The sequence below is a fragment of the Bifidobacterium sp. SO4 genome, assembly GCF_018555355.1.
In the GTDB taxonomy this organism is placed as follows: domain Bacteria; phylum Actinomycetota; class Actinomycetes; order Actinomycetales; family Bifidobacteriaceae; genus Bifidobacterium; species Bifidobacterium miconisargentati.
The window spans coordinates 1-12,841 of sequence record NZ_JAFEJP010000015.1; the positions used below are offsets into that span (position 1 = coordinate 1).

Sequence of the window (12,841 nt, forward strand, 5' to 3'; positions counted from 1 at the left end):
TGCCGCTTCGTCGCCATGCTGATCCTGTCTTCCATACGACAAGCCAAACAGACCAACCCGGTTTCGCGCTCACTCCAGGTGAGGCACCACTACCCATTTCGCGCTCAAAAAACGTGAGGCACGTCGGATGCCGGGCGAATGCCGGCGGTATTGGTAGAATCGGTCATGGCGATGACCCTCCTTCGGGGAATCGGAACGACGGGCGTCTGATCTTGGCGGATATGCGCGCCCGCGGCTCCATGGTTGTTGCCGTTCAATCCCCGCGCCGGGTTCCAGCCGGTCCGGGGATTCTCGTTTCGGGTTTCCACCCGCCATCCGTGAGATAGGCGTCGATGCCGAGCACATACCCAGGGGACAGGTTTCGGTGAATGGCCAGCCAGATCAGGTCGGACTGCTGCCACGGTATCGAGCCGTTGACCTTTCCCGCGACCGAGGATTTGGACGTACCCATCTCCCTCGCGAGGTCTCGGCAGCTCAGACCCGCCGCCGTCATATAGCGACGCATCGGAGAATCCATTATTTTTGCCGTCAGTCCATTCACAATAGACAATATATCAAGAAACTTGCACAGCAGCAAATCATTGTTGTAGGATTATGTCCATCGATATTGGACAACTCCAATCTGAAAGGACTTGATATGGCAAAAATCGAACCGTCGTCCGAATCCAATGGACTCGGCGACTACCTGCAGAGGGTATTCATCTGGAACGTCAACATGCAGCTGACCGGCCGCGGGATGACCCAGCAGTCACTTTGCGCGGCACTGGGGCTGAAGAGGGGCGCCGTGTCCGCGAAGATGACCGGCAAGACCTCCTGGACCATCCAGGATATCGCCGCAGTGGCGGAATTCTTCAACGTCCCCCCGCTCTCCCTGCTGGATGCGTCGATGTACGAGCAGATGATGCGCGGAATGAGCAGTGACGGAGGTGCATCTTTGGTGGCAGTGGCCACCGCCGGGTTTCCTGTGCGAGCAACTGAAGGCCAAGCTGGCGGCCTGAAACCGTTGGAAACAAAAGGCTCCGGGCCACGATACCTCGTGGAACCCGGAGCCGGCGAGTACCCCCAGAGAGAGTCGAACTCTCGTTGTCAGATTGAAAGTCTGGTGTCCTAACCGTTAGACGATGGGGGCGGACAACTCGTGTAACATTACTGGAAGATCTGGATTAATGCAAATCGGCGACACGCCGACGTATCGTGCGGGTCGCCGATTTGCTGGGAGATGCCGGCCCGGTCGCCGACTGCCAGCCGGGCCGGCATCTGGGGATGACCGGTCAGGCTTCCGCCTTGTCCGTATTCGTATCCGTGTCCTCGCCGACTGCCTGATAGGTGAAGTCGTGAATCACGCGACCGGCTGTCAGGCCCTTCTTCTCGAAATTGGTGAGCACGCGACCGGCGAATCGTTCGGATTCGGTGAAGTCGGCGTGTGGCATGTCCGCGGCCAGGTCGGCGTTGCCTTTGCCCACGTGCTCCAGCGGCAGACTTGCGGTCATGGTGCCGATGTTGTGCCAGCCGGGCAGGTCGTCCATCACTTCGTGGACGTGCAGGGCGTAGTCCTCGATATCGGTGGCGATGCGCCATACGCCGCCCTCACCGAGCGCGCGATGGATGTCCGCGGCCAGGCCCTCCTGCACGATGCGGCGCTTGTGATGCTTCTTCTTGGGCCACGGATCCGGGAAGAAGGTCCAGACCTCGGCCACGGACCCGGCCTCAGCGACCTTGAACAGCTCCGGCGCGTTGACCTGGGCCACACGCAGATTCGTCAGCTCCTGCTTGCCGGCAAGCAGCATGGTGTGTGCCACGCCCGGGTCGTACACCTCCAATGCCAGGAAGTTCGTATCCGGATGCGTGGCGGCCGCGGCCACCACGTTCTCGCCCTGGCCGGTGCCGATCTCCACGATGAGCGGATTGCCGTTGCCCCAGGTCCGTTCGACGAACTCGCGGCTGAGCTGCACGCCCTCGCGCACATCCAGCAGGCCGTTACCGGCGGCGATGTCCAGAAGATAGGTGTCGGCGTAGCGGTCCCATGCGCGCTGCAGGCGGTCGTCCAGGCGGCCCGAGCGGCGAACGAAGGAAAGGACCTTGTGCATCGGGTGGCCGGTGCCGGCTTCCGTTTCGATGGGGTTGTTGTCTGCGGCGGCGCGGGTATCGTCGGTGATTTCGAGATCCGGGGACTCCGGGGCGACGTCGGATTCGGGGTTGGTCATGCTGTGATTGATGCCTCTCGCTGGTGGGCGCCGCGGGGTGACGGGCGGCCATTACGTATCGAAATATGCTGTAGTTCACCATACCAAGTCGTTTCCCCGAACGGATATGGTGCGGTTGCGGCTGTGATGCTGCGAGTGCGATGATGCGGCTGTGATGATGCGGGTGCGATGATGCGGGTGCGATGATGCGGCTGTGGTCTGTATTCGCGTTGTTGCTTTACCTTTGGCTCTGTTAAACCAAGATTGATATGCCCCTATTCTTGGCTCCCCTTGTCAGGGGAGCTGGCGGCAAAGCCGACTGATGGGTAGTCCAATGGAATTCATGTCAATCTTGGCTTAACAGAGCCCTACCTTGTACCTGGGCTTTCGCTCGGGATTTTGGCGAGGTCTCTGTGGTGCGCACCTGTTTGGACGAACGTGAAATCGTTGGAACTCCGCGGGACACGCCGTAGTTTGCGTGATTGCTGGAAATCAGTAATATATACATCTGTTGCTTCACGCAAGTGAGACACACGGCCCCGTAGCTCAGTTGGTTAGAGCGCCGCCCTGTCACGGCGGAGGTCACCGGTTCAAGTCCGGCCGGGGTCGCTGGAATGGTCGAGGATTTGATTCAAATCTTCTGCTGTTCATGGCTCTGTAGCTCAGTTGGTAGAGCGAGCGACTGAAAATCGCTAGGTCAACGGATCGACGCCGTTCGGAGCCACCACGCGGAACCCCGCAAGCCAAGAATTCCAAGGCTTGCGGGGTTTTCCGGTTTGGTTAAACCATTCCGCATTTATGCGAAATTCCGCATCTATTCCGCATATTCAAATCTAATGAATGATGTCGGATAAGATGGTTTCGAGTTTTTTCGCGGACTTTCCAGTGCTGCGACTTCTCTGCATGTATACGTCAAGGGTCATGGACGGCTTGGAATGTCCTAGATAGTCGGCTATATCTCGTGGCGTCATTCCCTGTCCGTCAAGAATCGTCGCTACGCATTTACGTAGAGAGTGAGACGATATCCCTGGGAAGCCAAGGGCGTCGCGGCGTTCTCTCAAAGCGCGCTCGGCGTTATTCGGATCAAGGACGCCACCCCTAATGGACGGGAACACCAAATCGTAGTTGTTCCGTATGGCCTGTTGCGCTCTCTCGCGAAGTACGTGCATTACCGAATCGGGGGCCGTTATCGTCCTCATGCTTGCATGGGTCTTGGCGAATTCTTGAAGTATTGCGCCCTTTCCATTGATGTATTTAGCTTGACGGCAGATTTCAATCTGATTCTTTTCAAAATTGATGACATTCCATGTCAAGCCGCATACTTCACCCATCCTGAATCCAGTGCCTGCCATCACTTTGAACAGATCAACCAAGTCGGCATTCTGCATTCTTGCGTCGTTCTCGACCGCCTGAAGAAATTCCCCTAGGCGTTCCGGGGGAATAGGGGCTGTGCCTGGTTTCCTTGGTTTTTCTATTGCCTCCACTTCTCGAACAGGATTGTGGTTAATTGCTCCGTTACGCACTGCAAGCGTCATCATGCCAGATAGTACGCTGCGGCAATTCTTAGCCGCACCATGTCCGTGATCCTTGGCAACGGATACAAGAAATGCGTTTAAGCGTTCTGGAGTGGCCTCACGCACAGTCAGCTTACCTATATCTGGTTTTATGTGTGCGTTGACCGCCACTTGATATGTTTGTACAGTGCCTTCGGACCTGCGTTCGCGTCGATCGGCTATGAATCTGTCAGCCAATGCCGATAAGACCATATTGGGAGATATGGAACTGGAGATGCCGCTGTCAATGGTTTTCAAGGCTTTCTTAAGATTGGCAACGGCTTTTGCTTCAGTACTGCCAAACCGTTGTACCTGTTTCAAATCGCCATTGGAGAACCGATAGCGCGCTCGTGCGCGCCATTTTCCCGGTCCCATCTCGTCTGTCTTGATTGTTCCATAAGTGCCTATAGGCATTCGCGTGCGAGCCATAGGGGAGATTCTAGCGATATTTATAGGTAAGTGGTTCTATCTGGTGGCGTTGAAACGCCTGTGGGAGTTAGATTGATCCAATTCGTTGCGGTCCGGGGGGATATGCCGAAAGCGTCGGCAACGAGTTTACGAGGCGAATCGCTGACGTGCTTGCCGACAGCGTAAATTCGTTCCACGGCTTCGAGGTTCTCTTTATTAGCTCCGTTCTTGGCTTTTTCTTTCAGAGATTTAATGCTATCGAAGTCAAAAGGTTCGTAGACGCCATCGCCCAGATATCGCAAGAGTGCGGATTTCACTACCATGTGTCGATACTTATCGACGGGAATTTTTCGCAGCATAGAGCCTGTGACTGGCTGGCTCATCGCCAATGGCGTGACAATGTCGAGTTTCGTGGTGTCGAAGCTTTGCGTGTGTATGTTCCACTCAACTCGTATTTCATGTATGTAGGCTCCAGACACTTCATCGATGGAGATATCTCTCATGCCGATTATGGCCGGCGCTACAATGTCGCTTCCCAATGGGGCAACGGTGAAGAATGATAGTTCGTCGGGAAGTCCGCAGAGTCGTGCGTCGAGTGATTGTTTCAGTTCAGCCGTCTTCATGCTGTCAAGAATACCCGCCTATGACACGCCCAGGAAATGCACTGTTGTGTCACGGGTGTGCATGTGGTATCTATTGATTACACATTCCCATATATGACATAGGTGGGAATCTATTGAAAGGAACTGCTAATGAATGGTGGAACTATTCAGATAAAGCCTTTGTGGACTGCTGATGACCTTGCAAAACGACTGGGTATCAGCAAGTCAACGATATTTCGAAACCGTTGCTATCACCCGGAGTCCATGCCGCCATCGGTCAAAATTGGCAAGCAGGTTCGGTGGAGGCCGGAAGATGTGGAGCAATGGATTACGGAACGAGTTGGAGGGGAGGAGTGAGCGATGGGCGCGAAATCGATTAACTTTACTTCTGAGCAACTGAAATATATGTGCATGCCTTTACTTGCCTCCGAACCCGTGGTGGCTGTTGCGCTGGGCCTGCCCTTGGCAACGATCAGACGGTGGAGATGCGACGGCGTGGGGCCTGAGTATGAGACCACGGCCAAAGGGCAAATCGTATATCGGCGTAACAGTGTTCTTGCTTTCATGCATCGACATGCAAAGGAGACGCCATGCAGCTGATTTGCGTTCTTATCTGCATATTGGCGGCATGGGGCTACATTGAGACTGGATGTTTTGCGACAGCCTGGCTATTTATCGGCGTCAGTTTGTTGCAGGTATGGGACCTATGGGAAAGGCTCGATTCGGGGGCAACCGATTCGAGCCGAGGAAATATCGAATCGCGCAACTTGGAAGCGGCTCGACATATTCAGTCTAAGCCTCTTTTTGACTTCAATCCAGATGAAAGGGGTTCTGATGACGATTGATTTTGACATGAGCTCGCAGTCATGGCAACAGCGTCAAATGAATAATCGGCTTGTGGAAGAGAATGACGTTAATGACATTATGCCGGGACGAGGTGAGATTATGGGCGACGGCATCCCGCGTACGGCCGAAGGTGTCATGTACGATCCGTTGGAATCCTGTCCCGAGGACAATGACCAATTCTGGAAGTCGTCTGTAGCGTTGTCGGAAATACGCCTTTACGCGCGATCCCGAGGAATCAGAGTAAACCCATGGGCGTTGCTTTCCGCGGTGCTATGCCGTCTGTCTGTTGCATTGCCGCCGACTGTGGTTATAGATCCGTTAAACAACATGCAACCCATGCCGTTGAACGTGTTCCTTGCTCTGATCGGCCCCTCGGGTTCGGGAAAAGGTATCACGGAGCGTGCCGCTGCGACCCTCGTTCCCGACATAAGAAACGCCGGAACGCGACTGCCCGCGTCAGGCGAGGGGATACCCACTATGTACACCTACCGTGAACGTGGTGACGACGGATCGTCGAGACTGAAATTGTCGTCGCCGCGCTCGCTGCTGTCCATGCCGGAGATAACCCATCTGGGAGGTGCCGCGAAGCGTGTGGGTTCCACACTGGTCAGTACGCTGCTATCCGCGTATCAAGGCGAGCCGATAGGGGCCGCGAACCGCGCCGAGGACAACCGTTACGAGATACCCCGGCTAGGCTACCGTCTAAGCCTCATCACCGGCGTACAGCCATCGAATGCCAACGTGATTCTTGATAACGAGGGGTCGGGACTGCCGCAACGGTTCCTATGGTTTGATGTAGCCGACCCGCGCACTCCCATGCACGCCGTTTCCACACCCGAGGTGCTGTCGTCCCTGACCTGTTTCCCCTACCCGACAAGCAAACTCCCACCGGACCCCGATAAGGCCGTTTTCGAGGCATACTACAACCCCAACTCGGATGGTATACACAAAGCTGGCGAATATCAGAACGCCTTCATTACGGTAGCATTCCCCGACAAGGCGGCAGACGACTTCGAGTGTGAGCGCATACGTGCCAACCGGGGCAAGACTCGAGACCCACTCGACGCGCACCTGCTCCAGACCGCCGCGAGGGTGGCCGCACTGCTTGCGTTCCTCGAACGCCCTGACGCATACCCTTATGTCACCGAAACCGAATGGGACAACGCGAAAACCATCCTCAACAAGTCGGCCGGATACCGCACTGACTGCATACGGGACATGCGCGCCACGCGATCCCGTGACATGGCCGACGAGTTCGAAATCACCGAAACCGCGAAGGCCGAAGTCAAGCAACGCGGCATCGAGAACGCCAAGGCGAGAATCACAGAGTACCTACAGGCGCACAACCCCGGCCGCGAAGGGATCAGGGGATGGCGCATATCACAGAATGTTACGCGCGCTTACCGCCAGTACACATATGACGCGCTCGCCGACCTATACGAAGGGGGACATGTGAAAATATGCGGCCCGGATAGCGGGAAGCTGTCGGGAAACTCATGGCGGCTTTCATGACCAACGTATGTCTAGTTCGTCTAGCCGTCTAACCCTTCTCGTGCAAGGGCTTGGAGCATCTAGCAATTGCGTCTAGCACGTCTAGGCCGCACAGCTTGCGCTAGACGCGCTAGACGCGATCTCTAGATGCCTAAACCCCAGTGATTTCAACGCCTAGATAGCTAGACGTGCTAGACGCAAGAACTAATTTGAATGAACTATATTTCTTATTCAATTAATATTCGGGAGGTATGTTGCCATGGTCCGTCAGGAGCCGTGGGGAACACCGGAGTCGTGGACTCCTTTGATATCCGAGTGGGTAGGGTCTATGCGCGCGGCCGGTTTTTCGGAGGCGACGATGAAGACCCGCCGTTGTCAGATTTCGCATATAGCCCGCGCTTTGAAGGTAGCGCCAACCGAGGTAACGGGGCGAGGGCTGACTGCGTATTTCGGTGCGCAGGCATGGAAGCGCAACACTCGTAAGGGCTACCGAGACACCGTAAAACGTTTCTTCGCGTGGATGCAGGCTACCGGACAACGCAAAGACAATCCGATAGACCAGCTTCCGAAAGTCCGAGAAGCCCCGCCAAAGCCGCGCCCATGCCCTGATCGGGAAATAATCGCTGCATTGAGCATGGCTGACCGACGAGAGACCATCATGGTCCGCCTTGCGGCTGAATGCGGGTTACGCCGAAGTGAAATAGCGGCGGTAAAGGGCGAAGATGTCCGAAGGGACCATCTCGGCTGGACGTTAACCGTCATAGGAAAAGGCGACAAACAGCGCACGATTCCGATATGCGACGATCTGGCCGCTCTCATTCGCCCATGCGCCGGATATCTGTTCCCAGGGGAGCACAATGGACACTTGCACCCGAATAGCATAGGCAAGCTTGTCGGTGATTTATTGCCGGACGGATGGACAACACACACCCTTCGTCACCGATATGCCACTCGCATTTACGAGGAGACTCACGATATCTACATTGTCTGCCAGTTGCTCGGCCACTCATCCGTGGCCACTACGCAACGTTATGTAGCCATGCCAGCCAGTCGTCTCAGAGCCGCGGCGGAAGCGGTGGAACTCGGCACTGGCCCAAGCGATAAAACGTGCTGCGAACAGACGACAACGCCGATCATGGAGGCCGCAAGCCCCGTATATTCCGCCATAGTCGCCACAATCGACGGTTTAAGCGAGAAGTAGCGGAAAGCCCCGGACGAATAGGTTCGAGACCGGGGCCGTGTCATCCAACAGCACCATTCATTGGTGATGGCAGGAAATGCATGATTTCCACGCATCATTTTATCGCAATCTATAATCGTTATCAGTATCAATTAGGAGGTGTCGTGGGGTTACTCGATTGGTTTGTCCGCAAGAACACGACGGACGCCGTGAATCGGCAGGAACCGGCGTGGCAGTCGTCGCGCTCGCCGTCCGCGGGCCCGTTCGGCAGGTATTCGGGTGATGTGTGGGCTACGGAGTGGGCCGTGCGCACGGTCACGGGCTTCATCGCGTCGAATATCGCGTCTCTGCCGTTCAAGGCGTATCGGAAGGACGCGAACGGGGACAGGAGCGAGGCCACGGGCTCGAAGCTGGCCGGCGTGCTGTCCCGTCCGTCCGTGCTGCCGGGCGTGACGCGCTACGCATTGTTCCGCGACCTGCTGCTGGACCTGCTGCTGACCGACAGGATGCTTGCTCTGTTGACGCCCGGCCCGTATGGCTCCCCGTTGATCCGCCGCGTGGCCCCGATGAATTTCAATGTGGATGTGAATGGCAATCAGGAACCCATACGGCTGAACGTGACCATAGACGGCCATACGACCGCTATCCCGCTTCCCTCGTCTGCCGTCATGCTGTCCACCGGATACGAGACGGGCATGCCGATACCGGACACCATCGCCCCGATACTCGCAGAGGGGCGCGCGCTCGCCGACTATCGGCGCAACATCGCCAGTAACGCCGCCCGTGTGCCTGCATATCTCTACAGGCCCACGGACGCGCCCGCATGGGACGACGCCACACGCTCGCGCTTCGCCCGCGACTGGGCGCAATTCAGCGGGGACGGGGCCAAGGCGGGATCAACAATCCTCTTGGAAGACGGCATGGAAATGCGCGCCGTGAACGGCATGTTCAAGCCCGTGGACATGGACGACAGCGCCGCTCGCACCTCGATAGCGTGCTTCGTGGCGAACCTGTACGGGATCAGCCCCGAAAACATCGGCTTCAGAACCGGCACCAAAAGCAACATCGCGGAATACAAAGACCAACTATGGAGCGTGGAACTCGCCCCATACCTTATTGCCCTCGAAGAGACCCTGAATCTTGTGCTTCCCGAGGCGTGCGGGGAACCGGACCTGTACGTGGAAGCCAACTTGGATGCGAAACTTCGTGGAACGCTCGAAACCCAATACCAGGCATTGAGCACGGCAACCGGCCGGCCGTGGATGACCACCAACGAAGCACGCCGACTCGTCAACCGCCCGCCCGTGCCGGAAGGCGACGAACTCATCACACCGTTGAACGTCACCGAAGGCGGACAACCATCACCACAGGACGGCGGACGAACCCAGCAGGCACAGGAAGGCAGACAATGAACGAAATCACCCATAAGACGGCAACGGCGCTCGCCGACAAGGGAGACGGCATACTCACCGGCTACGCGGCGGCATACGGCAACCTGGACAGGCAAGGCGACATCATCACCAAGGGCGCCTTCTCCGAATACGCACGTTCCGGCGACAGCTTGCCGATTCTATGGAACCACGACGCCGACAAGCCCGGAAACGTGATCGGCAGCACCACCAAGGCCATCGAGGACGAACACGGCCTATTGGTCACGGCACGTCTCGACCTCGACAACCCCACAGCCGCCGAAGCCTACCGCCTCCTGAAGCACGGCGTCATACGCGGCATGTCCGTGGGCATGATCGCCAAACACGCCACACGACGACAGGACGGCGCAAGGATCATCGACAGCGCCGAACTCCTCGAAATAAGTCTGACGCCCACACCCGCCAACCCACGGGCCGAAGTCGTCAACATCAAGTCCGCCACCACCGCAGAAAGGAACACCACCATGGCAGACACCACCAACACCATCGACATCAAGGGAACCGTCACCACGGCACCACACGAGGAAACGCCGGCACCCGCCGACGCCACGGCACAGAAGGACTACACGCCACAGACCAAGCCCGCACCCGTCCAGACCAAGGACCACGAACCCGACACCAAGCCCGCACCCGTCCAGACCAAAACGGCGCTCGCCGACATGCAGCGCGCCGCGTCCGCGTTCGATGCCACGCCCGCATCCGGCGCTGCGTTCCTCGACCTGAAGTCACTGACCACGATCATGCCGCGCATGGCGCGCGACTACTCCACGAGAATGGGAGTGACCAAGGGACTCGTGTCCGAAGGCTCCACCGCGTTCCAAGTGCCACTCATCAACACCGACCCCATTGCCGCCGACCTCGGGGCCGAGTCGCGGCCACGTCTCGTGAGCGTTATCCCGACCATCACCCGCACGGCACCCGTGTACGACGCCTTGCAGGAAGTCACCCCGGAAGACAAGGGCGGTGCATCCATCGTGGCCGAAGGCGGGCAGAAGCCCACCACGAAACTGTCCATGCGCAAGGTGGAACAGCGGTTGCGCGTGATCGCCACGCTGTCCGAGCCTATCGACAAATACGCCCTCCGGGATATCGCCAACCTAGACCAGTGGATCGGCCGGCGCATGACCGACAGCGTCATCGACGCCTTGGAAAACGAAGTAGTCAACGGCGACGGCACCGGCGAACACCTCACCGGACTCGCCCACATCAAGGGCGTGCAGGAGCAGGAATACGACAACACGCCTTTGGACACCATCGCCGCCGCGTTGGGCAAGCTCGAACAAATCAACGTCAACGCGCTCTACCTCGCCGTCAACCCAACCGATTGGCTCAGGCTCCAGCGACTGAAGAACGCCAACGGCGACTACTACATGAGCAACGTACTCGACGCCATCACCCGCAAGGTGTTCGGCGTGACAATCGTCACGGCAGCTTCGGTGGCCGCAGGCACCGGCTACCTGATCGGCTCCAACTCCATCAACATCAGCACTGATGGCTCATTACAGGTCGAATGGAACCCGTACGCGAACTTCGGCACGAACCAGACTATTGCACGCGTCGAAGGACGATACCAGCTCGACTGCTATTCGCCTCAACGCATCGTGCGCGTATCCCTCGCCGCGCCGGCCGGAAAGTAAGCCGAACCGAACGGGGAGGGGCGTCAACGCTTCAAACGAAGCCAATGCCGGACCACCTTCCGTGTCGCCGCCTGGCCTCTCCCCGTTCACGATTTTTTTCACCCTTCATCCCCTCAAGGAAAAACACCACATGAGCCGCAAGCACCTCACAGCCGTGAACCGCACCATACGCGCCAAACGGCTTGACGAACAACCCCAATACGCGGCCCTAGTGGAACTCGCCCGCACCGTAGCCCGCCAAATGGACGCCAACGGCGACGATCCAGCATCACGACTCATAGCCGCTTACCTCTCCGTGCTCAAGGACCTCAACAAGGCCGGAACACCGTCAGAACGCGAATGCCACAACAACACATGTCCGATGGACACCTACGAAGCCAGATGGGGCGAAAACGGCGTGCTCTGGACTACGGCCGACGAATTAGTAAAGCTACGATTAAGAGACACGCACTCCAACTGGAAGCCCGAAAACATGACCGACGAAGACTTCCAACGATGGAAACGAGAACGACCGGCAAGATTCGCCGATTACTGGCAGCGTGTCGTAGATCGGTGCAACGAACGAATCAACAAGGCAGCATAACGGATTAGATAAGTGGACTGTATAGGATTCCGCATTTATTCCGCACATTCGACGAGTATTAATGATGCGTCATAGCAAACGCTGAGTTTGTAATTCCGTGGTTTTTAGAGGTAATTCAAAGGTCTAGTATTATATGAAAACTGTTAATTTTCATATTCAATAAATCGCTAGGTCAACGGATCGACGCCGTTCGGAGCCACCACGCGGAACCCCGCAAGCCAAGAATTCCAAGGCTTGCGGGGTTTTCCGGTTTCCGGCCAAGCTCACCATAAACCCGCCGACTCACCATAAACTCACTGCATTCAATTGCAACAAGGGTTATAGGCAATTGCGGGGTTATAGGTTGTGGAGTTAAGGGCCAAAACGTGAAAGCCTTGTAACGCTCCGGCGAGTGGAATAATGGGATTCGCATACAACCGTTTATCCAACTCTGTTCAAAGGAGAACACCATGGCGCAGCCTATGACCGATTTCACTACCGACCTACAGCATTCCGGCATGCCGGCCAAGGATCTCGACGAGACCATCCGCTTCTACACGGAGAAGATCGGGTTCAAGCTTGTCGGCGTCTACCATAACGGCGAGAACCGATGCGCATTCCTGCGATACGGGCACCTGACCATCGAGACATGGGAAGGCGATCCCGCGCCTATGACGACCGGCGCGATCAATCATTGGGCGCTGGACACGCCCGATATCGAGGCGGCCTACGAGAACGCCAAGGCCTTGGGGCTGGACATCAGGGAAACAGAAATCCAGTCCATTCCCTCGTTCTGGGACAAGGGCATCCGGTACTTTAACGTCACCGGCCCCAACGCCGAAACCATCGAATTCTGCGAAATCGTCAAATAACGGTCAAATAACGGTATTCATTGAAAAAATCGCTTCTTCTCGAAATCCATGCGAGAAGAAGCGATTTGAAAAGTCCG

Annotated in this window: 11 protein-coding genes and 3 tRNA genes; 10 read left to right on the forward strand and 4 right to left on the reverse strand. The window is 56.9% G+C overall.

What is annotated here, in order from left to right:
* Positions 1–1,057: 1,057 nt before the first annotated feature.
* Positions 1,058–1,129 (reverse strand) — tRNA-Glu (locus JS536_RS09510).
* Between the two features lie 142 nt (positions 1,130–1,271).
* Positions 1,272–2,204: a tRNA (guanosine(46)-N7)-methyltransferase TrmB gene (gene trmB, locus JS536_RS09515; RefSeq protein WP_214356741.1), complete on the reverse strand. Its 933-nt coding sequence runs from the start codon at positions 2,202–2,204 to the stop codon at positions 1,272–1,274.
* A 514-nt stretch (positions 2,205–2,718) separates the two neighbouring features.
* Between trmB and JS536_RS09520 the strand changes: the two genes are divergently transcribed.
* Positions 2,719–2,792: transfer RNA gene (locus JS536_RS09520), tRNA-Asp, on the forward strand.
* Positions 2,793–2,834: 42 nt separating this feature from the next.
* Positions 2,835–2,910: transfer RNA gene (locus JS536_RS09525), tRNA-Phe, on the forward strand.
* 106 nt (positions 2,911–3,016) lie between these two features.
* On the opposite strand, the gene JS536_RS09530 is transcribed toward JS536_RS09525, so the two are convergent.
* Both JS536_RS09530 and JS536_RS09535 read right to left on the reverse strand, forming a co-directional pair.
* Positions 3,017–4,165 carry a site-specific integrase gene (locus JS536_RS09530; protein WP_214356742.1) on the reverse strand — a complete coding sequence of 383 codons (1,149 nt, stop codon included), beginning with the start codon at positions 4,163–4,165 and terminating at the stop codon, positions 3,017–3,019.
* A gap of 20 nt (positions 4,166–4,185) precedes the next feature.
* Positions 4,186–4,767, reverse strand: coding sequence for a hypothetical protein (locus JS536_RS09535; protein WP_214356743.1), 582 nt, complete (start codon positions 4,765–4,767; stop codon positions 4,186–4,188).
* 129 nt (positions 4,768–4,896) lie between these two features.
* Here JS536_RS09535 and JS536_RS09540 point away from each other — a divergent pair, with 129 nt between their 5' ends.
* The 8 genes from JS536_RS09540 (at position 4,897) to JS536_RS09575 (ending at position 12,764) form a co-directional block, all read left to right on the forward strand.
* Complete coding sequence (locus JS536_RS09540) at positions 4,897–5,103, forward strand: helix-turn-helix domain-containing protein (protein WP_214356744.1); 207 nt, start codon at positions 4,897–4,899, stop codon at positions 5,101–5,103.
* A 233-nt stretch (positions 5,104–5,336) separates the two neighbouring features.
* Positions 5,337–5,591: a hypothetical protein gene (locus tag JS536_RS09545; protein ID WP_214356745.1), complete on the forward strand. Its 255-nt coding sequence runs from the start codon at positions 5,337–5,339 to the stop codon at positions 5,589–5,591.
* The gene (locus JS536_RS09550) at positions 5,581–7,104 is read left to right on the forward strand and encodes a DUF3987 domain-containing protein (RefSeq protein ID WP_214356746.1); all 1,524 of its coding nucleotides are present in this window, start codon (positions 5,581–5,583) and stop codon (positions 7,102–7,104) included. The genes JS536_RS09545 and JS536_RS09550 overlap by 11 nt, the downstream gene beginning before the upstream one ends.
* 238 nt (positions 7,105–7,342) lie before the next feature.
* Entirely contained in the window at positions 7,343–8,284 is a 942-nt protein-coding gene (locus JS536_RS09555; RefSeq protein WP_214356747.1) for a tyrosine-type recombinase/integrase, read from the forward strand.
* Positions 8,285–8,364: 80 nt separating this feature from the next.
* Entirely contained in the window at positions 8,365–9,675 is a 1,311-nt protein-coding gene (locus JS536_RS09560) for a phage portal protein (protein WP_214356748.1), read from the forward strand.
* Positions 9,672–11,330 carry an HK97 family phage prohead protease gene (locus JS536_RS09565; protein ID WP_214356749.1) on the forward strand — a complete coding sequence of 553 codons (1,659 nt, stop codon included), beginning with the start codon at positions 9,672–9,674 and terminating at the stop codon, positions 11,328–11,330. Before JS536_RS09560 ends, JS536_RS09565 begins: the two co-directional genes overlap by 4 nt.
* A 130-nt stretch (positions 11,331–11,460) precedes the next feature.
* A complete protein-coding gene (locus JS536_RS09570; protein WP_214356750.1) occupies positions 11,461–11,913 on the forward strand; it encodes a hypothetical protein in 453 nt (150 codons plus the stop codon).
* 449 nt (positions 11,914–12,362) lie between these two features.
* Positions 12,363–12,764: a VOC family protein gene (locus JS536_RS09575; protein WP_214356751.1), complete on the forward strand. Its 402-nt coding sequence runs from the start codon at positions 12,363–12,365 to the stop codon at positions 12,762–12,764.
* The last annotated feature ends 77 nt before the right edge of the window (positions 12,765–12,841 follow it).

Coding starts and splice junctions, on each gene's coding strand:
- trmB (WP_214356741.1), bottom strand. CDS start 2,204: ATGACCAACCCCGAATCCGACGTCGCCCCGGAGTCCCCGGATCTCGAA.
- JS536_RS09530 (WP_214356742.1), bottom strand. CDS start 4,165: ATGGCTCGCACGCGAATGCCTATAGGCACTTATGGAACAATCAAGACA.
- JS536_RS09535 (WP_214356743.1), bottom strand. CDS start 4,767: ATGAAGACGGCTGAACTGAAACAATCACTCGACGCACGACTCTGCGGA.
- JS536_RS09540 (WP_214356744.1), top strand. CDS start 4,897: ATGAATGGTGGAACTATTCAGATAAAGCCTTTGTGGACTGCTGATGAC.
- JS536_RS09545 (WP_214356745.1), top strand. CDS start 5,337: ATGCAGCTGATTTGCGTTCTTATCTGCATATTGGCGGCATGGGGCTAC.
- JS536_RS09550 (WP_214356746.1), top strand. CDS start 5,581: ATGACGATTGATTTTGACATGAGCTCGCAGTCATGGCAACAGCGTCAA.
- JS536_RS09555 (WP_214356747.1), top strand. CDS start 7,343: ATGGTCCGTCAGGAGCCGTGGGGAACACCGGAGTCGTGGACTCCTTTG.
- JS536_RS09560 (WP_214356748.1), top strand. CDS start 8,365: ATGATTTCCACGCATCATTTTATCGCAATCTATAATCGTTATCAGTAT.
- JS536_RS09565 (WP_214356749.1), top strand. CDS start 9,672: ATGAACGAAATCACCCATAAGACGGCAACGGCGCTCGCCGACAAGGGA.
- JS536_RS09570 (WP_214356750.1), top strand. CDS start 11,461: ATGAGCCGCAAGCACCTCACAGCCGTGAACCGCACCATACGCGCCAAA.
- JS536_RS09575 (WP_214356751.1), top strand. CDS start 12,363: ATGGCGCAGCCTATGACCGATTTCACTACCGACCTACAGCATTCCGGC.